This window comes from Pedobacter sp. PLR (assembly GCF_026239675.1).
Taxonomy (GTDB): Bacteria; Bacteroidota; Bacteroidia; order Sphingobacteriales; family Sphingobacteriaceae; genus Pedobacter.
On sequence record NZ_JAPIVQ010000005.1, the window covers coordinates 356,356 to 382,408 of the forward strand.

At 42.8% G+C, this 26,053-nt stretch carries 13 protein-coding genes; 12 read left to right on the forward strand and 1 reads right to left on the reverse strand.

Annotated elements, in window-relative coordinates; translation table 11 throughout:
• Positions 1-7: 7 nt before the first annotated feature.
• The 10 genes from OQX61_RS14590 to OQX61_RS14635 all read left to right on the forward strand — a co-directional run bounded on the left by OQX61_RS14590 (position 8) and on the right by OQX61_RS14635 (position 20,787).
• Entirely contained in the window at positions 8-1,459 is a 1,452-nt protein-coding gene (locus tag OQX61_RS14590; RefSeq protein WP_265842490.1) for a sialate O-acetylesterase, read from the forward strand.
• 9 nt (positions 1,460-1,468) lie between these two features.
• Complete coding sequence (locus OQX61_RS14595; RefSeq protein ID WP_265842491.1) at positions 1,469-3,793, forward strand: DUF5703 domain-containing protein; 2,325 nt, start codon at positions 1,469-1,471, stop codon at positions 3,791-3,793.
• A gap of 33 nt (positions 3,794-3,826) precedes the next feature.
• Entirely contained in the window at positions 3,827-5,755 is a 1,929-nt protein-coding gene (locus OQX61_RS14600; RefSeq protein ID WP_265842492.1) for a DUF4350 domain-containing protein, read from the forward strand.
• Positions 5,756-5,877: 122 nt separating this feature from the next.
• Complete coding sequence (locus tag OQX61_RS14605; RefSeq protein WP_265842494.1) at positions 5,878-8,625, forward strand: hypothetical protein; 2,748 nt, start codon at positions 5,878-5,880, stop codon at positions 8,623-8,625.
• Positions 8,625-10,172, forward strand: a complete 1,548-nt coding sequence (locus OQX61_RS14610; protein WP_265842495.1) for a glycosyl hydrolase family 65 protein — start codon at positions 8,625-8,627, stop codon at positions 10,170-10,172. The genes OQX61_RS14605 and OQX61_RS14610 overlap by 1 nt, the downstream gene beginning before the upstream one ends.
• A 21-nt stretch (positions 10,173-10,193) precedes the next feature.
• Complete coding sequence (locus OQX61_RS14615; RefSeq protein ID WP_265842496.1) at positions 10,194-11,792, forward strand: glycoside hydrolase family 28 protein; 1,599 nt, start codon at positions 10,194-10,196, stop codon at positions 11,790-11,792.
• Positions 11,793-11,809: 17 nt separating this feature from the next.
• Complete coding sequence (locus tag OQX61_RS14620) at positions 11,810-14,671, forward strand: glycoside hydrolase N-terminal domain-containing protein (protein WP_265842497.1); 2,862 nt, start codon at positions 11,810-11,812, stop codon at positions 14,669-14,671.
• On the forward strand, positions 14,668-18,183 hold the full coding sequence (locus tag OQX61_RS14625) for a malectin domain-containing carbohydrate-binding protein (protein ID WP_265842498.1): 3,516 nt from the start codon (positions 14,668-14,670) through the stop codon (positions 18,181-18,183). Before OQX61_RS14620 ends, OQX61_RS14625 begins: the two co-directional genes overlap by 4 nt.
• 35 nt (positions 18,184-18,218) lie before the next feature.
• Positions 18,219-19,787 carry a sodium:solute symporter gene (locus OQX61_RS14630; protein ID WP_265842499.1) on the forward strand — a complete coding sequence of 523 codons (1,569 nt, stop codon included), beginning with the start codon at positions 18,219-18,221 and terminating at the stop codon, positions 19,785-19,787.
• 61 nt (positions 19,788-19,848) lie between these two features.
• The gene (locus OQX61_RS14635) at positions 19,849-20,787 is read left to right on the forward strand and encodes a dihydrodipicolinate synthase family protein (RefSeq protein ID WP_265842501.1); all 939 of its coding nucleotides are present in this window, start codon (positions 19,849-19,851) and stop codon (positions 20,785-20,787) included.
• Here OQX61_RS14635 and OQX61_RS14640 read toward each other — a convergent pair.
• Positions 20,777-21,649, reverse strand: coding sequence for an AraC family transcriptional regulator (locus OQX61_RS14640; RefSeq protein ID WP_265842502.1), 873 nt, complete (start codon positions 21,647-21,649; stop codon positions 20,777-20,779). The two genes, OQX61_RS14635 and OQX61_RS14640, sit on opposite strands and share 11 nt — an antisense overlap.
• Before the next feature lie 476 nt (positions 21,650-22,125).
• On the opposite strand from OQX61_RS14640, the gene OQX61_RS14645 reads away from it, so the two are divergent.
• Together OQX61_RS14645 and OQX61_RS14650 are read left to right on the forward strand one after the other, a co-directional pair.
• Positions 22,126-22,800 (forward strand): DUF3826 domain-containing protein, encoded by a 675-nt coding sequence (locus OQX61_RS14645; protein WP_265842503.1) that lies wholly within the window; start codon positions 22,126-22,128, stop codon positions 22,798-22,800.
• A 31-nt stretch (positions 22,801-22,831) separates the two neighbouring features.
• On the forward strand, positions 22,832-26,035 hold the full coding sequence (locus OQX61_RS14650) for a TonB-dependent receptor (protein WP_265842505.1): 3,204 nt from the start codon (positions 22,832-22,834) through the stop codon (positions 26,033-26,035).
• Positions 26,036-26,053 lie beyond the last annotated feature (18 nt).

Consider the following 26,053-nt stretch of genomic DNA (forward strand, 5'->3'; position numbering starts at 1 on the left):
AGAAGATATGAAGAAATTTAAAACCATCATTTCAAGGTTGATTCTGATCGCATTATGCTTTGCATTTTGCAGGGAATCAGCTTTTGCAGAGGTAAAGCCCGGAGCTCTTTTTACCGATCATATGGTGCTTCAACAGCAGTCGGAAGTTGCGGTCTGGGGTTGGGCAAAACCGGAAAGTAACGTTTCTCTTTTGAGTTCATGGAATAAAAAGAAATACCAGGTGAAGAGCGATGCAGCCGGAAAGTGGAAGTTTAAAATAGCCACTCCGGTAGCTGGTGGACCTTATGAAATCACGATTTCTGATGGTCAGGCCATCACTTTAAAGGATGTTTTAATTGGTGAAGTATGGTTTTGCGGAGGACAGTCCAACATGGAAATGCCGATGAAAGGTTTTAAAAGTCAGCCGGTTTTAGGCTCCAATGAGGCGATATTAAAATCCTCAAACAATCAGCTCAGGTTGTATACTGTTCCACGTTCTTCGGTAACGGAAAGACAGGACACCAGTAAAACCTCAGCATGGAAAATTGCTAAACCTGAAACGGTCGCGAATTTTAGTGCGACGGCCTATCACTTTGGAAAATTGTTAAGCGAAATGTTGCAGGTGCCGGTAGGTTTAATCAATGATAGTTATGGGGGTTCCTCTATCGAAGCATGGATGTCGCCGGAGCAGTTGAAAGCTTTTCCTGAAGTCATCATTCCGGCAAAAGGAGCAGTTATTAAAGAGGTTAGCCGTACCCCAACAACCTTGTATAACGGGATGTTATATCCGGTGATCGGTTTCGGGATCCGCGGAGCGATATGGTATCAGGGGGAATCCAATTATGAGCGTCCGGATCGCTATGAAGAACTTTTTCCTGCAATGGTTAAGGCATGGCGTGCCGATTGGGGTATGGGAGAATTTCCTTTCTTTTATGCACAAATTGCACCCTATAATTATGCACAGCTGCCAGTCAACAGCACAGCGCCGAAATATAATTCCGCATTGATCAGGGATGCACAGCGTAAATCTCTTAATAAAATAACCAATTCCGGAATGGCTGTCCTCCTGGATATCGGGGAAGAAAACTCCATTCATCCTGCCAATAAAACAGCGGGAGGAACACGCTTAGCCTATCTTGCTTTGGGGAATACCTACGGCATTAAGGGCTTTGGCTATGCTAGTCCGGCTTATGAATCCATCAGCATCAAAGAGAATAAAGCAATTTTAAAATTTGAAGGCGCAGCGAATGGTCTAACCAGCTTTGGGAAGGCCCTGACTTTATTTGAGGTTGCTGGTGCAGATCAAAAATTTTATCAGGCAAAGGCCAGCATTTCCGGAAGCAGCATTACGGTGTCTGCGGAGCAGGTAAAGGTACCGTTAGCAGTACGCTACGCCTTTAAAGATTTTGTAAATGGAGAGTTGTTTGGTAACGACGGTTTGCCGGTATCTTCATTTAGAACCGACAATTGGGAGAATTAAAAATAAAACGTGAAAAGAATCATTGTCATAGCTATCGCTTTACTATCCGCTTGCCTGAGTAGCGCTCAGGCACAGGTTACTGTAATGAATTCCAGGCAGCTTAGTGTAGTGGATACGAATTTCGCCTGGAGCAGTCAGAGTAAAAACAGTGCTGAATCTATGCCTTGCGGTGGGGGTGATATCGGCTTAAATGTATGGGTGGAAAAAGGAGACTTGCTGTTCTATATTTCCAGATCCGGTGCTTTTGATGAAAACAATACTTTACTAAAGCAGGGGAGAGTACGCCTTAAATTAAGTCCGAATCCTTTTGATCCGGATGCTGAATTTAAACAAGAACTTGTTTTAAAGGAAGGTTATGTGCGGATTACCGGTAAAAAAGGGAACCTGACTACAATAGTTAAAGTATGGGTCGATGTGTTTAAACCTATTGTTCACCTGGATATTAAAAGCAATCAGAAAACTATGGCGGAGACGGGCTATGAAACCTGGCGGTTTGAAGATCGCATCACCAAAGGCAAAGAAAATAATCAGAATTCCTATAAATGGGCACCCCGGGGCGAACTGAAAACATTTAAAGATAGCATTGCTTTTCAGCAGAATGAAGTCGTGTTTTTTCATCAGAATAAGGCCCAATCGGTTTTTGAGGTTACGGTTAAACAACAGGGATTGGAAAGCCTGACTGCGCAATTATTTAATCCACTAAAGGACCTGGTTTTTGGGGGTTCCATGAAAGGGAATGGGATGAAAAACGCCGGCAATTACGCTGGTGTTTACCAGGGAACAGCCTATAAAGGATGGAAATTGAAAAGCAGTCAGGCATTAAAATCTATTGATATCGCCATCACTTTACACACAGCGAGGACAGCCTTCTTGAATCAATGGGACGCTGACTTAAAAAAGACGGCCTCAGGCGCAAACCCAGCTAAAGATTTTAGGGCGGCTACAAACTGGTGGAAAGCTTATTGGGATAGAAGTTTTATTAAGATCAGCAGTCCGGCAGAACCCCTTGCAACTGAGGCCGCCCGCAATTACACGCTTTTTCGTTACATGCTGGGTTGCAATGCCTATGGTACTTATCCTACTAAGTTCAACGGTGGATTGTTTACTTACGATCCCATATTAGTTGATACCACTTTAAAGTTCAGCCCTGATTTTAGAAACTGGGGTGGAGGAACACATACGGCACAAAACCAACGATTGGTTTACTGGCCAATGCTCAAAACCGGAGACGCTGATTTGATGAAACCGCAGTTTGATTTTTATAAAAACCTGGTCGGAAATGCAGCATTAAGGTCGGAATTTTATTGGGGGCATAAAGGGGCCAGCTTTACGGAACAAATAGAGAATTTTGGGTTGCCAAATCCGGCTGAATATGGTTGGAAAAGACCGGGAGATTATGATAAGGGCATGGAATATAATGCCTGGTTAGAATATGAATGGGATACTGTTCTGGAATTCTGTATGATGATACTGGAAACGGAAAGTTATGCCGGAAAAAATATTAAAGAATACCTGCCGCTGATTGAAAGCTCGCTTACCTTTTTTGATGCGCATTATACGTATCTGGCTAAGCAAAGAGGAAGTAAGGCATTGGATGGAAATGGTCATTTGGTCTTGTTTCCGGGATCAGCCGCGGAGACCTATAAAATGACTTACAATGCGACCTCTACCATTGCTGCGTTAAAAACAGTATTGAAACGTGCATTGGAGGTTCCGGGTATCTCTGTTCAACAGCAAGCTACCTGGAAGTTGATGTTAACCCGCATTCCGCCAATAACTTTCAGGGAAATTGATGGGCATATGACGATTGCTCCGGCAAAGGTTTGGGAACGTATCAATAACACCGAAAGTCCGCAGTTATATCCGGTATTTCCCTGGGGGATTTATGGGATTGGCAGGCCCGGATTAGACACCGCAATCAACACGTTTAAGTATGATCCGGATGTCCTTAAATTCAGAAGCCATGTAGGCTGGAAGCAAGACAATATTTTTGCCGCCAGACTGGGGTTAACCAAAGAAGCTGCGGAGCTGACCTTACTGAAATTAAAAGATTCGGGCAGGCGCTTCCCTGCATTCTGGGGACCCGGTTTTGATTGGGTGCCCGACCATAACCATGGTGGGTCCGGAATGATCGGCATGCAGGAAATGCTGCTTCAAACCCATGAAAACAAGATTTACCTTTTTCCGGCATGGCCAAAAGAATGGGATGTGCATTTTAAGCTTCACGCCCCTCAGCAGACTATTATTGAGGCGGTGCTAAAAAACGGAAAGGTAGCATCATTAAAAATATCACCTGAATCCCGAAGAAAGGATGTGGTGATTTTATTAAAATAAACACCAGATAAAACCATTTATAATATAATCCTTATGAAACAATTAAGACCCTTGATTTTTACCTTACTGGCACCGGTTGTGATTGCCTTTACGGCAAATGTGGCGGCAGTAATGGGACAGGAAAAACCGTTATCAGAGAAAATGGCTGCGACTGCAATGGAAATCTGGCAGCAAAAACCAGGGAAATGGTCTTATGATCATGGGGTGGTTCAGGATGGTTTGGATGCTTTATGGAGGAGGACCGGTAACGCTGACTATTTTAAATACATTCAGCAACGAATGGATGAATCAATATCGGCCGATGGTCTGATTGATACTTATCAGCAGGATCATTTCAATATTGATAATGTGAAAAACGGGACCGTATTGCTGATGCTTTATGAGGTAACCGGACAACAGAAATATTTTAAAGCAGCAACCACACTATGGGAGCAGTTGCAAAAGCAACCAAGGACTAAAGAAGGTGGTTTCTGGCATAAGAAGATCTATCCCAACCAAATGTGGCTGGATGGTTTATACATGGGACAGCCTTTTTATGCGGAATACGCGAAACTGATCAGGAATAAGGAAGCCTGTAATGACATCGCCAATCAATTCAAATACATGGAGCAACATGCGAGAGATCCTAAAACCGGGCTTTTGTACCATGGCTGGGATGAATCAAAAACAGAACGCTGGGCAGATCCTAAAACCGGTCTTTCTCCTCATGTTTGGGGGAGGGCGATGGGTTGGTATGGTATGGCCCTGGTTGATGTGCTGGATAATTTTCCTGTGGATCACCCTCAGCGTCAGGAATTGCTCCTGATTTTAAACAGATTCGCTGCTGCGGTTAAAAGTGTGCAGGACAATAAATCAGGAGTATGGTATGATATTTTGGATCAACCGGGTAGAAAAGGCAATTATTTTGAGTCTTCCGCCTCCGCGATGTTCGTTTATGCCCTGGCCAAGGCAGTGCGTATGGGTTACATTCCTCCCGCTTATTTTGCAGTGGCAGCTAAAGGGTATAAAGGGATGCAAAAGGAGTTTATCGAAGAACGTGCAGCTGGTAAAGTAAATCTGAAAGGTACCGTATCCGTATCCGGTTTAGGTGGTAAGCCATATCGCGATGGCAGTTACGACTATTATATGAAGGAAAAGGTTATCACCAACGATCCTAAGGGAGTTGGCGCGTTTTTAATGGCTGCAAATGAAATGGAAATAGCCGCCATGCCAAAGCCTGGATTGGGTAAAACCGTACGACTGGATTATTACTATAATAATGAGGCTAAAAAGGACCAGACAGGCAACCTGAAATCCTGGCATTACAAATGGGAGGAAAGAGGAAATAATGGTTTCTCTATGTTTGAAGAGGTATTTAAGAATGCCGGTTTCAAAACAGGTTGGTTAAACCATGCGCCTACAGTCGGAAATTTACAAGGAACTTCGGTCTATATTATTGTTGATCCGGATACGAAAAAAGAAAACCCTAATCCCGGGTTTATAGGGGAGAAAGACATTCAGGAGCTCAGCAGCTGGGTGAAAAAAGGTGGTGTTTTAATCTTAATGGCCAATGACACCGGAAATGTAGAACTGGATCATTTTAATCAGCTGGCAAAAGTTTTCGGTATTCAATTCGACAAAAACAGCAAGGGCAGGGTGGTTAAAAATCAATTTGAAATGGGTAAGGTAACTGTGCCTGCCGGTAATGGAATCTTTAAAACAGCGAAGGACTTATACATCAAGGAGTACAGTTCGCTGAGCATTGAACCGGGAGTCCGTTCGGTTTTAAAGGATAAAGATGGCGATCACGTAATCGCTACCAAAAAGTATGGAAAAGGCAATGTGTTTGTGATCGGTGATCCATGGCTTTATAATGAATATGTTGATGGAAGAAAGCTCCCTGCAGAATATGAAAACTTTAAAGCAGCGCAGGATCTGGTCAACTGGATTGGAAAAAATAGTACGGTTGACAATATCCTATAGTCTTTTGGGGAAATACTACAGTAAAGCACATAGGGCTGTCCCTATATTTGAAATTCGCCTAAATAACCAAATATAGCTTAAGTCATTTTTTAGACTTAGGTTTTTCTGAAAAACTGTATTGAATGAGAAATTTCCCAATTTTTATTTTATTGGGACTGCTGCTTTTTAGTATACCTGAATCCAGCGCGTCCCCTGTTCTTCCAAAGAACAAGTATACTCTTGTAATCCCTGCAAAACCTAACTCCAGGGTTAGATTCGGTGCGGAGCAATTAGCGAAATCATTGTCGTCCATTGGCCATACGGTTAATATCGTACAACGAGACAAGGTGCCTTCTGGTAGCAATCTGATTGTGATTGGTACCAAAGGTGATGGCTTGCTTAAAGGTTTAGCTGAGGTACTGAATAAGGATAAGCCCGCAGGAAAAGAAGGCTTTAACATCAGGTTCGATAAAAACAAAGTATTAAGTGTTGAAGGGACCGATCCTTCAGGAGCCTTGTATGGTTGTATGGAACTGGTTGATGAACTTCAGAAAAATGGCAAGCTGCCTGATCAGATTTCCAGGACCGATCAACCGGAAATGGTATTGCGCGGTACCTGTGTAGGTCTGCAAAAACCGGATTATTTGCCGGGAAGAGACGTTTACGAATATCCTTATACGGAAGAATCCTTCCCCTGGTTTTACGATAAAGCGCTCTGGATTCAATACCTGGACATGATGGTCGGCAACCGTTACAATTCACTATACCTCTGGAATGGTCACCCTTTCTCCTCATTGGTGAAGCTTAAAGATTATCCTTATGCCTTAGAGGTCGATGAAGCTACTTTTAAGAAAAATGAGGAAATGTTTAAGTTCCTGACGGAGGAAGCCGATAAACGTGGAATCTGGGTAATCCAGATGTTCTATAATATCATTATCCCTAAGCCTTTCGCAGAAAAACATGGCTTAAAAACACAGGATAGAAACCGCCCGATCATGCCATTGATCGCCGATTATACGCGTAAATCCATTGCTGCCTTTGTAGAAAAATATCCCAATGTTGGTTTATTGGTTACCCTCGGTGAAGCGATGGAAGGAGCAGGACAAGATGATGTGGACTGGTTTACAAAAACAATTATACCAGGTGTTCAGGATGGTTTAAAAGCATCAGGGCTCAGCAATGAACCTCCAATCGTATTGAGAGCGCATGATAGTGATGCACCAAGAGTGATGAAAGACGCCTTGCCTTTATATAAAAACCTGTATACCATGGCTAAATATAACGGAGAAGCTTTAACCACTTATACTCCCAGAGGAAGCTGGGCAGAATTGCATAGAAAACTAAGCAGCATTGGCACCGTGCACATTCAAAATGTACACATTCTGGCTAACCTGGAGCCATTCCGTTACGGATCAGCAGATTTTATTCAGAAGTCGGTAAAAGCCATGCACGAAGTTTATGGGGCCAATGGTTTGCATTTATACCCACAGGCCTCTTACTGGGATTGGCCATATACCGCTGATAAGGCGGATACGCGCTTGTTGCAGGTAGACAGGGACTGGATCTGGTACAAAGCATGGGCACGTTATTCCTGGGATTCCAGGCGGGAAAGAACCGGAGAAATCAACTATTGGGGCGATCAGCTGGCCGGTAAATATGGTACAGACCTCAACAGTGGTAAAGAAATTCTGAATGCTTATGAAGAATCCGGAGAGATCTCGCCCAAATTGTTAAGACGCTATGGGATTACCGATGGAAACAGGCAAACCCTGACTTTAGGTATGCTGATGACCCAATTGATTAACCCATTCCGCTACGGATTATTTACCATGCTTTATGAATCGGAAGCCCCGGAAGGAGAAATGATTATTGAATACGCAGAAAAAGAATGGAAGAAACAAGGACATATCGGAGAAACCCCGGTTCAGGTGGCTAAAGAAGTCATCGATCATGGCAGAAAAGCAGTGGAATCCATTGATAAAGCGGCGCCGGCGGTAACCAAAGAGAAAGCAGAGTTCGATAGGTTGAAAAATGACATGTATTGCTATAATGAAATGGCCATTTCTTATGCTGAAAAGGTGAAAGCTGCCCTATGGATTCTTCGTTATAAATACTCTAATGACCTGAATGATTTGAGAAAAGCATTGCCTTTTCTGCAAAAGAGCTTAGACCATTATGCGAAATTGGTGAAGCTCACCGAAAATGAATACCTGTATGCCAACAGCATGCAAACCAAGCAGCGTAAAATTCCGATGAGAGGGGTGGATAAAACCTTTATTCACTGGAAGGAAATGTTGCCGGTATATACCAAAGAACTGAACCATTTTAAAAGAAGCATCGATTCTTTAACTGCGGTTGCCGGTTCCGGAAAAACAAATGTCCTGCAACCATTTAAAAATGCAGTGGTTAAACTGGATCCGGGTTATGAAAGCTACATCACCAATAAAGACGCAGTGGTATTTGCAGACACAGCGGCGAACATTAAGGATGTTACAGCACAGCTAACAGGGCTCAAAGGACTTAAATTAAATAAAGCACAGCAAGTCAGTAAGGGTACTGTTCTTAAGTTCAGTTCAGACAAGCCAGTGAAGGTCTTGGTTGGCTTTTTTAAGGGAAAAACACCTGGTTACCTGACTGCACCGGAATTAGAAACTGATGCCAGTGCCAATAATTACGGGCAGTCGGAAATTAAGATTGCCAATGCCCTGGTATTAAATGGTTACCCTCCCGTAAATGTGCATGCTTATTCCTTTGGTACTGGTACGAATACCCTAACCCTGGGTAAAGGTGCCTGTATGATCCTCGGATTCATTAATGAGGATCAGGAGATGAGAATTTACAATGCAGGATTGGATGGAAATGGAAAAGATATTGATTGGTTGTTTGAATAATGAAGAAAACGAAAATTTTTATAGTCATGGCTTTGTTCCTGTTGACGGGGACAGTCGCTTATGCACAGCAGGGAGCCGGTACAGCGAAACTGAAAAAGTATGTAACGTACTTTAATTCAATTGATACTGAGGCGGTGAAGAATCATGTGCCCAATGCACAGTCATTCGATTGGCTGGCGCAAAATGTGCCTTTACTGGATTGTCCGGATGAGGTGTTGGAGCAGAACTATTATTATCGCTGGTGGTCTTTTCGCAAGCACCTGAAGAAAACACCTGAGGGTTTTATCTTCACTGAATTTATCGAGCCGGTTAAACATGCCGGTAAATTCAATTCGATAAGTTGCGCTCTGGGACACCATATTTATGAAGGTCGCTGGCTTAAGAATAAGGATTACCTGAATGAGTATATAGATTTTTGGTTGTACCATGCCGATGTAGGGCAAAGCAAACAACGTTTCCACCAGTTTAGTAGCTGGCTGGATGATGCCGTTTACCAGAATTATTTGGTAACGGGAGACAAAACACACCTTGAGCGGACTTTGCCGGCATTAGATGCCGATTATTCCAAATGGGAAAAAGAACGACAGCTAAACAGCGGTTTGTTCTGGCAATTTGATGTAAAGGATGGGATGGAAGAGTCTGCCAGTGGATCCAGAAAAGAACAAAACAGAAGGCCAACCATCAACAGTTACATGTATGGAAATGCGAAAGCCTTAGCCGATATCGCTGGTGTTGTGGGGAATGCTGAAATGCAGCAAAAATATCAGGGCAAAGCTGCAGTACTTAAAAAGCTGGTGCTGGATAGTCTCTGGGATAGTCAGCAAAGCTTTTTTAAGACCAGGTTGGTAGATGGAAAACTGGCCGGCGTTCGTGAAGCCATAGGATTTGTGCCCTGGAATTTTAACCTTCCTGCCGATCAACCTGCATACGCCAAAGCATGGGATCAGTTATTGGATACGGCTGGTTTCAACGCAAAATGGGGCCTGACAACTGCGGAAAGAAGGGATCCTACCTTCAGGACCCGTGGCTCCGGACATGGCTGCGAATGGGATGGTGCATTATGGCCATTTGCCAGTTCGCAGACTTTAAAAGGCCTTGCTAACTTACTGACCAATTATAAGAATCATGGTAAAATGACCCCAAATGTCTTTTATCAGGAACTCCATAAATATGCGGCTTCTCATCAGAAAAATGGTAAGCCATATTTAGGTGAATACCAGGATGAATCGAATGGAGAATGGCTAAAAGGAGACAATTCCAGAAGTAGCTTTTATAACCATTCTACTTTTTGTGATTTAGTGATCAATGACCTGATCGGGATTAAGCCACGTGCAGACCATGCTTTTGGATTTTATCCGCTGATTCCGGAAGGAAAATGGGACTGGTTCAAATTAGACAATATCAGTTATCATGGTAAAACCCTGAGCCTTTTATGGGATAAAACCGGTAAGAAATATAACAAAGGCAAAGGTTTTAGGGTGTATGCTGATGGAAAAGAAATCTATCAGTCTGCCGCATTAAAACCTGCAATAATTAAACTTAAATAATCATTCTATAATATAGTTCAAATGAAGTTTTTTAATCCTATTCATCAGCTTGTGACTACGTTTACGCTAGGCTGTTTTATGCTGATTTTCAGCTTAAATACCAATGCACAGGTTTACTATAATGTATTGAAATACGGTGCTGCCAACGACAGCAGTAAACTGGCTACTTCAGCCATTAAAAAAGCGATCGATGCCGCCTCAAAAGCGGGTGGTGGAACGGTGTATTTCCCTGCAGGGAAATACCTTACAGGCTCTATTCACCTGAAAAGTAACATCACTATTTTTATTGATGCTGGTGCCGAACTTCATTTCAGTGATAATTTTGACGATTACCTGCCCATGGTTAAAAGCAGGTATGAAGGGGTAGATGTTACCAGTTTCTCTCCTTTGTTTTATGCTTATGAAGCAGAAAATATTGCCATTATTGGCCGTGGTATTATTGATGGCCATGGTAAAAAGTGGTGGGATTTTGTAGAAGGCTATAAAGAAGGGCAAGCGCGTTCTAAATGGCAGATCATGTTCGATGACTTAAATAAGGATATTTTATTACCTGATGATCCGAAACAGATGACACGTGGTTTCCTGCGTCCGCCATTTATCCAGACCATTTATTGTAAAAACGTGCTGATTGAGGGGATTACCATTCGTAACTCGCCATTCTGGACGGTCAACCCTGAGTTTTGTGAGAATGTAACGATACATGCAGTCAGCATTTTTAATCCACATTCTCCAAATACGGATGGTATCAATCCTGAATCCTGTAACAATGTGCGGATTTCTAATTGCCACATAAGCGTGGGCGATGATTGTATCACCATCAAATCAGGGAAGGATAAGCCGGGAAGAGCAAAAAATGTTCCGGCAGAGAATTATACCATTACCAATTGTACCATGCTATCTGGCCATGGAGGAATTGTGATCGGCAGTGAAATGTCGGGCGATGTCAGAAAAATTACGATTTCTAATTGTGTATTCGACGGCACAGATCGAGGTATCCGCATTAAATCAGCACGTGGAAGAGGCGGTATTGTGGAGGAAATCAGGGTAGACAATGTCATCATGAAGAACATTGGTCAACAGGCCATTGTATTGGATTTACAGTATGCTAAAACGACAGTCGAGCCGGTTTCGGAGCGTACGCCAGGGTTTAGAAATATCCATTTCAGTAACATTACCGGCCAGGCAAATGAGGCTGCTTTTTTAAACGGTCTGGAAGAAATGCCGATAGAGAACATCACCTTTAACAACATCAATCTGGATGTAAAAACAGGCTTTAATATTAACAACTCCAATCGCATAGAATTTCACAACGTTCAGGTAAATACAGAAAGCGGTCCCTCGGTAAAAGGGAGTAACGTTAACGATTTAACGATAAACGGACTCAAAAGCTATACGCCACATCAAAATATACCTGTTATAGACCTTAAAAATGTAAATAACGCTTTTATATACAATAGCTTCCCTGCGGTAGGTACAGATCTGTATCTAAAGCTAAGTGGTGAGAAAACGAAGCATATCACACTGGGTAACAATAATTTTAGCAATGCTAAAAAGGCAGTGTTAACGGAAAAAGAGGTGACAGCAGCAGTAAGGGTGATTTCCGGGGATCCGGTTAAATAATTTTAATTCGCATCAATATGAACATTACGATTTTTAAAATCTCCCTGGTCTTTGTTAACCTTCTGGCCTTTTCTGCCGGATTTGCGCAGCAAGCGGAGCGCCCGGAATCTGCTGAGGAATTACCGATAGCTAAACCATCGGCTGCCCAACTCTGGTATACTAAGCCAGCTGAAAAGTGGACAGACGCCTTGCCCATTGGGAATGGACGTATTGGAGCAATGATATTTGCTGGTGTAGCGCAAGAACGCATTCAGTTTAACGAAGAGACTTTGTGGACTGGTGCACCCAGAGATTACAATCATGCAGGTGCTGCAAATTACCTTTCAGAAATCAGGCAACTTTTGTTTGAAGGTAAACAGGAAGCGGCAGAAAAGCTGGCAGCCGAAAAGTTTATGGGTACGCAAAGTACTGCCGGCGACCGGTACAAATGGGTTGAAGAAATGAAGGCTTTAAAAGGCATAAATGGAAACCCTGCCGGATTTAATTACGACGATTCAAAATGGAAAAGTATAAAAGTTCCCAGCTATGAAGGCTGGGAAACGGTTGGCCTTTCGGGCTTTGATGGCGCAGTTTGGTTGCGTACCACGATTGATGTGCCGGCCAGCTGGCTCGGTCAGAATCTGGTGCTGGATCTGAACCGTATCCGCGATCAGGATTTTACCTACATCAACGGAAAACTGGCAGGAAATACGGATGGTACTTCGCCAAGAAAATATACCATTCCAGCTAAGCTGATTAAAAAGGGTAAAAATGTAATTGCCATACAGGTGTTGAATTATTTTGATAAGGGTGGCGTCGCTGGTTATAAGGATACCAGCAGGCCAATAGCTATATATCCGGTGGGTACCGGGCCCCAAAACGGTTTGTCTTTAGTGAAAGAATGGAAGTATAAAATACAGAACGACGAACCGCCATTGGTTTCTCAGTTTCAGGCCAGTTATCAGCCTTTTGGCGAACTCTATTTGAATTTTAAAAACCAGGAAGGTTCGGTTAGCAATTACAAACGCAAACTGGATTTAAGTACGGCAATTGCCAGCACTTCTTATTCGGTAGCGGGAGTAAATTATTTAAGGGAATACTTCGCCAGTCAGCCGAACCAGGCCCTGGTTATCCGTCTGACTGCTGATCAAAAAAACAGCATTAGTTTAGCCGCTATACTGGGAAGCCCGCATAAGTATACCGTCCTCAGAGAAGTAGATGCAAACACCATTGCGCTTTCTTTAAAAGTCAGAGACGGGGAATTAAAAGGCGAAACTCAGCTGAAGGCTGTGGTAACGAAAGGGGAATTACTAGTGAAGGAGGGGAAGCTCATCATTAGCAATGCGGATGAGGTTTTGCTATACCTAACCGCGGGTACCAATTTCATCAATGATCATAATATAACTGCTGACCCGGAAGATGCCTGTGTAAAGGCTTTCGCCAGTCTTAAGCATAAAAATTACAACCAGGTCAAAGCAGCACATTTAAAGGAATACCAGAAATATTATAACACTTTTTCGGTAAGCTTTGGAAGTAGTGCAGCTGAAAATCTGCCAACGGATGAACGTATTGAACGTTTTCCATTTACTCCCGATGCGCCTTTGGCTGCTTTGTATATGCAATATGCCCGGTATCTGTTGATTTCCAGCTCCAGGCCAGGCACACAGCCGGCCAACCTTCAGGGGATCTGGAATGATTTACTAACTCCGCCATGGGGAAGCAAGTATACTACCAATATTAACCTGGAAATGAATTACTGGCCTACCGGTCCTTTGAACCTGCCGGCAATGAATGAGCCCTTGTTTAAAAAAACGGAAGCATTGGCAAAAAATGGTGCGGTAACAGCTAAAGTTCATTACGATGCAAGGGGATGGGTGCTCCATCATAACACGGATCTATGGAATGCAACAGCGCCGATCAATGCTTCAAATCATGGAATCTGGGTGGCAGGTGCCGGCTGGTTAAGTCAGCATTTATGGGAGCATTACCGCTTTACGCAGGACAAGGATTTCCTTAAAAACAAAGCTTATCCGATCATGAAGGAGGCTGCAACTTTCTTTGTGGATTTCCTGGTCAAAGACCCTAAAACCGGCTGGTTAATCAGTACACCTTCAAACTCCCCCGAGAATGGTGGATTGGTTGCCGGCCCGGCTATGGATCATCAGATCATCCGGGCACTTTTCAAAAATTGTATTCAGGCCGGAAAGCTGTTGAATATCGATGCTGAATTTAGAGATACCCTGCAAAATAAGCTAGGCCTGATTGCTCCGGATCAGATTGGGAAATACGGTCAGCTACAAGAGTGGCTGGAAGATAAAGACGATACGACCAATAAACACAGGCATGTATCGCACCTTTGGGGCGTATATCCCGGTGAAGAGATTACCCGGGACAGACCTGAATTGATGAATGCGGCTAAGCAATCTTTAATTTACCGTGGTGATGAAGGAACCGGCTGGAGTCTCGCCTGGAAGATTAATTTCTGGGCAAGGTTTAAAGACGGAGACCATGCCATGAAAATGGTAAAAATGCTGATCAGCCCCGCTGAAAAAGGGGGAGGAGCTTACCTGAACCTGTTCGATGCACACCCCCCATTTCAGATTGATGGGAATTTTGGTGGCGCAGCAGGAATGGCGGAAATGCTTTTGCAAAGTCATACAAAAGATATTGAGCTTTTACCGGCATTACCAGCTGATTTTTCAACAGGAGAGGTAAAGGGGATTTGTGCCCGTGGTGGTTTTGAACTTAGTTTTAAATGGAGTAATAGCGTGTTGACTTCGGTAGAAGTAGAGGCTAAAGACGGTGGTCCATGCAGCTTACGGTATGGAGATAAAACCATTAGTATAGCCACACAAAAAGGAAAGACCTACAAGTTTAATGGAGATTTAGAGAAATTATGAAGAAAGGAATAGGATTTGTTTTTCTGGTTGGTCTTTTTTTTACGGGCATGGCTTTTACGCAGGCTCAGGTACGCAAAAGTATCCCCTTAAATGAGAACTGGCAGAGTATTGCCGATGAGCTGAATATCAAAGCATTTGAGGGGTTTGAACAAAAGGGTTTTAATGATAAAAGCTGGAAAACAGTTCATGTTCCGCACAATTGGGATCAATATGAAGGCTTTCGACGGATGCTCCATGGCAACAGACATGGCTACGCCTGGTACCGCAAAACATTCAGTACGCCGGAGAAGAAAACAGGCAAGCGGTTTTTCCTTTATTTTGAAGGGGTAGGTTCTTATGCGAGTATCTGGCTGAACGGTAAAAAGGTCGGCTATCATGCCGGCGGACGGACTACGTTTACACTGGATGTAACCTCAGTCATTAAATTAAATAATGAGCCAAACTTATTGGCCGTTCGTGCCGATCACCCGGCAAATATACAAGACCTGCCCTGGGTAGACGGCGGCTGTTCTACCGAACGCGGTTTCTCTGAAGGTTCGCAGCCGATGGGTATTTTCAGACCGGTACACTTGCTGGTGACCGGGGAGGTCAAAATCGAGCCTTTCGGTGTCCATATCTGGAATGACGATAAGGTCTCTGAAAAATCAGCCATCCTGAAAATGGAGACTGAAGTAAAGAATTACAGCCAGATTCCACGTGACATTACCATCCTGAATCAGCTGTTTGACGCCAATGGGCGTAAGATCACTGAATCCAGCGCTGTTAAAAGGATCATGCCGTCAAAGCATGTTATGGTTAGTCAGCAAACCGCAGAACTTAAAGATGTAAAGCTATGGTCTATTGAAAACCCTTATTTGTACACACTTAAAACCAGTATCAAAGAAGGGAATAAGATCATTGACGAATTGAGTACGCCTTACGGTATTCGCTGGATCAGCTGGCCGATAGGTGAAAATCCTGTAGATAGTAAACGGTTTTTATTGAATGGGAAAGCAGTTTTCATCAACGGTGTAGCAGAGTATGAACACCTGATTGGTCAGAGCCATGCCTTTAGTCCGGAACAGATCAAAACCAGGGTGATGCAGATTAAAGCTGCGGGTTTTAATTCCTTTCGGGATGCCCATCAGCCCCATAACCTGCTTTATCAGGAGTATTGGGATAAACTAGGCATCTTATCCTGGACACAAATGGCAGCCCATATCTGGTACGATACCCCGGAGTTTAGAGCGAATTTCAAATCATTGCTGAGCGATTGGGTCAAAGAAAGGCGTAACAGCCCATCTGTGGTGCTTTGGGGTTTAGAAAACGAAAGCACTTTGCCCGAAGATTTTGCCAGAGAATGCACGGAACTCATCCGTAAACTCGATCCTACAGCCTCTTCGCAAAGGAAAGTGACAACTTGTAACGGAGGCAAAGGGACGGATTGGGATGTGCCGCAAAATTGGACCGGAACTTATGGCGGTGATCCTTTAACTTATGCGGATGATATCCAGAAACAAGTGCTAATCGGCGAATATGGCGCCTGGCGCACCCTTGATTTGCATACAGAAGGGCCTTTTGTACAAAACGGTGCCTATAGTGAAAACAACATGACCCAGCTGATGGAAACTAAAATCAGGCTTGCCGAATCGGTAAAAGATAAAACCGCAGGACATTATTTCTGGCTCTTCAGTTCTCATGATAATCCGGGTAGGGTGCAAGGTGGAGAAGGTTTGAGGGAGCTGGACAGGATTGGTCCCGTAAATTATAAAGGTCTGTTTACACCATGGGAGGAACCTTTGGATGTTTTTTATATGTTCCGGGCAAACTATGCGCCAAAACAGACAGAGCCAATGGTCTATATTGTATCGCATACCTGGCCGGAACGCTGGTTAAAACCCGGTAAAAAAGATAGCATCACCATCTATTCAAATTGTGATGAAGTGGAACTTTTTAATGACGTCAATAAAGCTTCCTTAGGAAGAAAAAAAAGAGGGGGTATTGGCACTCATTTCCAATGGGATGCTGTAAATATTCAATACAATGTGCTGTATGCGATTGGTTATGTGAACGGAAAGGCGGTTGCCAAAGATTATGTGGTGTTAAATAACCTGCCGGCAGCACCTCATTTTAATGATTTTAATAAGGATGCAAAGCCTGTCACCGCTGCAGTAAAGGGGTATCATTATTTATACAGGCTGAATTGTGGCGGACCGGAATACAAAGATCAGAACGGACAACTCTGGTCGGCAGACAGGCAGCTAAGCAAAGGCGGTTTCGGCTCTCAGTCCTGGACAGAGGCTTTTCAAGGAATCCCTGCTTTTTTCGCGAGTCAGCGACGCACATTTGATCCGATTGAAGGAACAACCGACTGGAAGTTGTTTCAGACTTTCAGGTATGGCCGCGACCAGCTCAGCTTTGAATTCCCTGTGCCTGATGGCGAATACCTGGTGGAACTTTACTTTGCAGAGCCCTGGTTGGGAACCGGCGGTGGAATGGATGCTTCCGGAATGCGTTTATTTGATGTGGCCCTAAATGGAAAAACGGTGATTAAAGACCTGGATCTATGGAAGGAAGCAGGTCATGATATGGCATTGAAAAAGACCCTGAAAGCACAGGTGAAAGGTGGTAAACTGGTCATCTCCTTTCCTCAGGTTAAATCTTCCCAGGCCGTCATTTCAGCGATTGCCATTGCATCCGCTAATCCCAATATCAAACCGGCTAAAGAAAGCCAGGCGATTGTGGAATTAATTGACAAAAATGCGGCGGAACTGTCCAGTTGGATGGACCTTGGAGATCAGCAATATATAGACGAGCCCGTTTATTTTACCGCTTTACCTTCGGGACTTTATGGCGCTGAATGGATCAGGATGCCAAATAAGGGAAATCAGGAACTGCAATTTAAAGTGAACAGCGAAGCGGATGTGTATATCGCAACTGCGATCCATACAAAAGATGGTTTAACCTGGCGGTCTGGTTATGAGGATACCAAGACCCTGCTTAAAAATAGTAAAGGGGAGAGCTTTAACGTGTTTCGTAAGCGCTTTTCAAAGGATCAAACGGTAAATTTAAGGTCAGAAGCAGCCTATACCATTGCGGTTTTACCGGTCGGTAATATGCAGCCGGCCTACGATTTAAAGTCGGTAGCTACTTACAAAGCTACGGATGCGGCATTGAAAAGCCCGGGACTGGCAACAGAGGAGCTGATGGGAAAAGAACGCATGGTTTTTAAAAAGCCGTCAGGTGATGTTTTGGAGTGGAATATCGTGGTTGGTGTTGCAGATACTTATTCGCTTACGCTAAAATACCACAACCCTTTTGAACGATCTCTTAAAGGGAAGTTAGCGCTGTTAACGATGGATGGTACGGTATTAAAAAAGCCGGAACCCATTGAGTTTGTCACTACGAAAAAGGGAAAATGGAACTACCATAATACCAATTCCGGTACCATGATCAATGCAGGAACCTACAGGGTACGCCTGATTGCCGATGATGCGGAAGGATTAAGTATTGATGCCTTGACTGTACAATAAAATGATTTTTTGATTTATAAATATCCAGCTGCCAAATGAAGGGTCTCCCGATTTTAGATCTTGTTATCATTGTCATTTACCTGATAGGAATGATAGGTGTGGGGATTTATTTCTCCCGTAACAACAAAAATTCTGAACAATTTACCAAAGCCTCCGGCCTGATCCCCGGCTGGGCAATTGGCATGTCCATTTATGCCACTTTTTTAAGTAGCAATACCTTTTTGGGCGTTCCCGGTAAAGCCTTTGGTGGCAATTGGAATGCCTTTGTGTTTAGCCTTTCCATGCCATTGGCAGCATGGGTAGCCTCAAAATATTTTGTCCCTTTCTACCGTAGCACTGGTGAAATATCTGCATATACGCATTTGGAACACCGCTTTGGTCCATGGGCCAGAACATATGCTGTGGTTTGTTTTTTGCTGACACAGCTGGCCAGGATGGGCTCGGTTTTCTTCGGTATCGCGCTGAGTTTACAGGCCCTTACCGGGTATTCTATGCAAATGATCATGGTGATTATGGGCCTTTGCATTATCATTTATACCGTTTTGGGTGGTATTGAAGCGGTCATCTGGACAGAAGTGGTTCAGGCGGTCGTAAAAACATTTGGTGCGGTACTGATCCTTTACCTGATCATTGCCAATATGCCTGGTGGGGTGTCTAAAATTATTGAAATTGGTAAATCAGCTGATAAGTTTTCTCTCGGGAGCCTCTCTCCGGATTTTGTGAGTTCCTCCTTTTGGGTGGTCTTGTTATATGGCTTCTTTATCAACCTGAATAACTTTGGAATGGACCAGAATTATATTCAACGGTACCATACGGCAACATCGGCTAAAGCCGCCTCTAAATCTATTTGGTTATGCGTTTGGCTCTATTTACCTGCTTCGCTGTTGTTTTTTGTCATCGGATCCTCTCTGTATGCCTATTATGAACTGAATCCGGACCTGATTGAAAACATCAGACATCAGGTTGCCATAGAGCGTTTACCGGTTCATGCCTCCGCAACAGAGATCAGGAACATGGCAAAATCATTGCAGCCAGCAGACTATGGGGATAAGATTATGCCGCATTTTATGGTGACAAAAATACCTGTGGGCCTGGTCGGTTTAATCGTCTCGGCCATCCTGTCTGCGGCGATGAGTACCATTAGCTCCGGTATGAACTCCTCAGCAACAGTTTTTACCGTTGATATCTATCAAAGATACTTTAAACCGGATATTACAGAAAAGCAGAACCTGTCTCTGTTACATATTTCTACAGTGGTGTTTGGACTTTTAGGAATGGGAGCGGGGATTGCCATGATTGGCGTAAAAAGTATTCTCGATGTATGGTGGGAGCTTTCAGGGATATTTGCCGCGGGAATGTTGGGGCTGTTTTTACTTGGAATAGTCAGCCGGCAGACCAAAAACCACGAAGCATTGATTGCAACGCTAATCGGTATTATGATCATTCTCTGGATGACTTTCTCTGCCCATCTTCCCGATGAGTATGCTTTTCTGAGGAATTCCCTGAATAAGAATATGATCATTGTGGTGGGCACGCTGAGCATCTTTTTAATAGGGGTGTTTTTAACAAAACTGAAGAATAAAAACCTAAAGTCTGCTGACTAACCTATCAATTATCCTGCTTTCATACTAAGTAATTTATAGCTATTTATTTAAAATATATAAAATGGAAAACTCACAAAAAGGGTTCATCCCGGTCATGCTCACGCCTTTTTCCGGCAATGGTGCCATAGATTATACGGCGCTTACTGCGCTTACGGAAATGTATTTGCAGGCTGGAGCTTCGGGATTATTCGCCAACTGTCTTTCAAGCGAAATGTTTGAATTAACGGACGAGGAACGTATAAAAGTGATCAGTCATGTGATCAAAGTGGTAGATGGTGCTGTGCCCGTTGTAGCCACAGGTACATTTGGCGGCTCAATCAGCAAACAAGCAGATTTCGTTAAAAAGGTACATGGCCTGGGAACTGAAGCCGTGATTATGATCGCCAGTTTACTGGCTGCCGAACAGGAAGAGAATCAGGTGTTTGATCAGCGGGTTTTTGAATTGTTTGATCAGACAGCAGGGGTGCCTCTGGGTTTTTATGAATGCCCTGTTCCCTATAAAAGAGTACTTGATCCGGTTCAGTTACAGCAGTTCGTAGCAAGCGGGAGAGTGATCTATCACAAAGACACCAGTTTAAATTTACAACAGATTAAAGCGAAGTTAAGCCTGTGTCAGGGCTATCCGGAATTTGGTTTGTACGACGCTTATATGGTCCATGCGGTAGATTCTTTAAAAGCAGGATCAGCCGGTCTTTCCTGTATTCAGGGCAATTACTTCCCGGAGTTAATTGTATGGATATGCAACAATTATGAGGATCCTCAAATGGAAAATGAAGTGCTGCGGGTACAGCAGTTTGTGGTCGACAATATGGAGGTGATGCACAATGTATACCCGATTGCATCCAAATACTTTTTGCAAAAAAGAGGACTAAATATCTCTACTTTCAGCAGAAGGGAGGTGGGGATTTTCAGTAATGCCATCGTTAAAGAAGTAGAAGGCTTATATGCTGATTACACGGCTTTAAAAAATGACCTGAATATTCAGTTAGCTATTCATTAAGATATTTTCGCTTATAATCCAGGGGAGTCATGCCGGTTACCTTTTTAAAATGTCTGTAGAAATTAGACACATTGTTGAAACCGCAATCAAAGCAGATCATTTCTGTAGGTAGCTTATTCTCAATTAAAAAGCGGCAGGCATGGCTTACACGGATCTCTATTAAAAAATCATAATAGGTTTTTTTGGTCATCAGCTTAAAATACCTGCAAAATGAAGTTACACTCAGATTACTAAGAGAAGCAATCTCTTCCAGTGTAATGTCATTCTTGTAGTTGGTCATGGTATAGGTGCAAATCTTATTAATGCGTAGGGTCTCCGATTCATTAGAGCGATAAAAGCCGTTTTTTCCAGACACTACGGTTGAATACTCATCGGTTTCCGCCAATGTCTTTAAGATCCTGAGCAGGATAATGATGCGGTCCAGGTTGCTGACTTCAATAGAGGAGCGCATCAGTTCAGCCAGGTGATCTTTGGTTTTCCCCTGAATCAGCATGCCACTTTTAGCTTTTTCAAAGAGTTTTGGTATGAGGTAGGCTTCCGGTAAACTTAAGAGGTCTTTGCCCAGGCAATCCGGTAAAAACTGAATCACCATCGCCTCCACATTTAAGTCGGGATTGTGCTGAAAGTACTCCGTTTTACAGCGCCAGGTATGTGGTAGGTTTTCGCCAACTAAGACCATTTCACCAGCGCTGAAGTTGCTGATATTATCCCCTATAAACCTCAGGCCTTCTCCTTTAATCACGTAATGAAGTTCGAGTTCTGGATGGTAATGCCAGACTGTTCCGAAATCTGGTTTAATATCGTGCCTTATACTGAAGGAACTTTGCAGTGTACCTGGAATTTTATGAAAATGAGGCTTCATTTATATTTTTATATTTGAATATTATATTTATATTTAATTAATGTAAACGGAGTATTGTCTTATATTAAATGTAATGTACCTAAAAATAGGGAGTTTAATGATAATATACTACAATAACCTGCTAATAAGTAAGGGTAAATACAATCTCCTATTGTTGAGTTTTGTATAGCACCTCCACAGAGATAACCAAAATATAAACCAACAAATTCTTTTTATATAAAGATTTTGTTCATTAATAAATAATGAAAGAGCGGGTAACCAGGAAAATTATTCTTGCTACTGATGTAGGTTTCGCCGGAAAAGGCAGGAATTCATCAGCTCTAAAAATTCTGTTTCTTAACGGAAACACAACCTTAGCAGCACTAAAAAAATAAAGACAAAATATATTAATCCCTGAGTGCCTTTTTGGCATGGGATCTAAGAGCATAACAGCTTAACCAGAGCAACAATAAATCAACTAACCAAATTAATAAATTATGAAACGTGTTTATCTACTCTTAGCATTAGTGCTATCAGTTATTATGAGCGTATCCGCTCAAAATAATACTGTCCCGGAAAATGAGAAAGCAGCTTACTTAAAGGTCATCACCCTGAGGGCAGATAAGATTGCGGGCGTTCTTAATCTTAAAGATGCTAAAACGCAGGAAAAGGTTTCTAACATCATCAGAGATCAATACAATAACCTGAATGATATTTACATCGCACGTGATGCCAATGTAAAAGCCATCAAACAAAAACAGGAAAGCGATAAAATTGCTTTAGAAACTTCACTAAAAGCAGAAGCCGCTAAAACAGATGCCAAATTAGCCATACTACACAAAAGCTATCTTTCTAAACTTTCTACTCAATTGAACCCTGATCAGGTTGACCAGGTAAAAAATGGCATGACCTACGGGGTAGTGCCGCTTACATACCGCGCGTATCAGGAACAGATCCTGACCCTTAACGAGGAACAGAAAAAACAAATCCTAACCTGGCTTACCGAAGCAAGAGAACATGCAATGGATGCTGAATCAGCAGATAAGAAGCATGCCTGGTTTGGGAAGTATAAAGGGAAAATCAATAACTACCTTTCCGCTGCCGGATATGACCTGAAAAAAGAAGGCCGGGACTGGGAGAAGCGTAGAAAAGCAGCCGCAACAGCTAATTAAAGTATCGAGACCAAACTAACCAAACATAACGATGAACTTAAAACAACTAAGCAGATTCTCCCGGGCACTATTGCTCATGCTACTCCTGTGTATAACAGGGTATGCGCAGGAGAGAAGGGTTACAGGTACAGTAGTTGACAAGAAAGACGGACAGCCAATTCCTGGCGCGAATGTCAGCGTAAAGGGTAGGCCAAGCAACGTAAGTACAAACGTTGATGGAAAGTACACCATTCAGGTGAGCAGCGATGCAGATGCACTGGTATTTTCGTATATCGGCTATGTCAGGCAAACCGTTGTTGTAGGAAAACAATCGATTGTCAATGTTTCACTGACCTCCGACGACAAAGATCTTGATGAAGTCGTTGTAGTAGGTTATGGTACACAGAAAAAGACGCATTTAACGGGTGCTGTAGAAACCATAGATGTGAAAAGAATTGAAGATCTGCCGGTTGGTAGTTTATCTGCCGCACTTAAAGGGCAGGTTGCCGGACTAAGCGTTAGCGGTGGATATGGCAGACCGGGGGATAACGCCTCCATCATCATCAGAAATCCTCAGTCTTTCTCTAAAGATGGTCCTCAGGGTGCTGGAAATCCTCTATATGTTATTGATGATGTCATCAGAACTCCGGAAGACTTTAATTTGCTTGATGCTTCGGAAGTGGAGAATATCTCCATCTTAAAAGATGCGGCAGCAGCGATTTACGGGATTCAAGGTGCCAATGGTGTGATTGTGGTGACAACCAAAAGAGGTAAAAAAGGGGAAACCAGAATCAGCTACGGCGCTTCAGTTGGTATGGCTGATGCAACCAAATTACCGGATATGATGACTGGCATTCAACATGCCACTTATTTAAATGATTATACACAATCTCAGAATGATTATTTAATACAACCAAATGGCGATTTTACGGATCCAGTCACGGGTAAGACAACCAGAATAGCCGCTTACTATAGCCCGGACGAACTGGAGTATTTTAAAAACAACAGTACAGACTGGTTGAAAGAAGCCTGGAAATCTGCTGTAGTTACCCGCCATACTTTAAATATCAGCGGCGGATCCGATAGGGCTACTTTCTTTGCTGGTGCTTCTTATGTGAATCAGAATGCCAATTTTGATGGCATCAATACCGAAAAATGGACATTCAGAGCCAGCTCAGATATCAAATTAACGCAAGGCCTGCAATTGGGTATATCCTTAAGCGGTGATTTGTCAAATAATAAAAGATTCTTTTTTAAGCAGGGATCGGAAAGTGCAGAAAATGACTTCTTAACCTTGCTGGGAAATCCGGAATTTGTGCCTTACTATGTGGATGGATTACCGGTGCTGATCAACAGCCGCACGAACAACACCGAAAGCTTTCACTTCTTTGAAGCACAAAAATCCGATAATTTCACCACCAGCAGAGGTACAGGATTAAACGTGCTGGGTAATTTGTCGTATGCCGTGCCTTTTATTAAAGGCTTAAATGCTAAACTTACTTTCAGTAAAAATTTAGATAATAATTTTGGTAAGCAGTTCGGAACCTTTTACGATGTATACAGGTTCTCCATGCTTGGTGAAAATAAACATATTTTCGGCGGTGACGTACTTGGAACCACCAGATTGAAAAATGGAGATAGAATAAGAATAAGTCCCTCTTATAATGATAGCTATCAGATGAATGGCTCTTTAAATTATAACAGAACATTTGGTAAACATTCCCTGTCGGTCCTGGCCTTATATGAACAACAGGAGACGATGTTTGATAGTGTAGACGGAATGATTGAAGGCATTATCGTGGGTGGCTTACCCAATCAAAACTATGGTACCGGTGTAAATACCTCAACAGAAGTACAAACAGAATTTGGACGTTTGGCTTATGCCGGAAGAGTTAACTATAGTTATGCGGATAAATACCTCTTAGAATTAAGTATCAGAGCTGATGCAAATGTCAATTTTGCGCCCGGAAAAAGATGGGGATATTTTCCATCCTTATCGGCAGGATGGGTATTATCTGAAGAGGCTTTCTTGAAGGATAAAGTGAAATGGCTTAATTTCCTGAAAGTCAGAGGTTCTGTTGGATTCTTAGGGACAGACAATACCAAAGGATATCAGTACCTGGTTAATTATAGCAAGGAAACCAGTAAATCACCGGTATTCGGTGGAAATAGTAATGTTGGTCCAAGTTTCAAAACCAATAATGCCATTGCCAATGCAGACTTGTCCTGGGATGATAACACTAAACTCAATGCGGGTATAGATGCAAAGTTTTTATCGAACAGACTGTCTCTTACAGGAGATCTGTTTTTAGATAAAAGAAGAAACATGTTAAGCACGAGGTCCTCTTCAGTACCTGTCACTATCGGTGCCAAAGTTCCGACAGAGAATTTTGCTGAGGTGAATAGCTTTGGGTACGAAATTTCATTGGGATGGAAAGATAACATCAACACCAACTGGAGTTATTACGTGAATACTTTCCTAAGCTGGAATGACAATAAACAACTCTTGTTTGATCAGGCATCCGGGAATATTGGTACTTATCTGGATGGAACAGGCTTATCAAGCGATAGGGGTAAATTTGGATTTGAATATCTGGGTATGTTCAGATCGCAGACAGAGGTAGATAGTTACCTTGCCTCAAACCCCGGATATAAACTTTTCGGAAAAGTTCCTGAGCCGGGGATGTTGTATTATAAAGACATCAGAGGCGCATATAATGCTGCGACCGGAAGTTATGGCGGACCTGATGGACTGATTACGGAAGACGACCAGGATTTCTTAACAGATAAAGCCGATAATCATTATGGGCTTGGTTTCAACTTTGGGACTACCTATAAAAACTTCAGTATTTCAGTGGTGATGGGAATGAGTTTCGGCGGACAGGGTGCTGTAGAAGGTACTGCAAGAAAACGTGCGGAAACTTATGCCAACAGACCTGAATTCTGGTCTGATCACTGGACACCAGAAAACCCAAATGCGGCTTATCCAGCTCCTGAATTCTCAGAAACTTACGACAGAGAATCTGCATTCTGGTTTAGAAGTTCGTATTCTTTCAGGGTGAGTAACTTTAATCTTTCTTATAGTTTACCACAAACGCTGACAAGAAGAATAGGTTTATACAGTGCTAAAGTATTTTTAGTGGGTACAAACCCGGTAAATTTCTTCAATCCATATAATTATAGAGACAATGCAAGTGCATACAATGTTTACCCTAATTTGAAAACGTTTTCTCTGGGTGTTAATATAGGCTTATAAAAAAACAGAACCATGAAA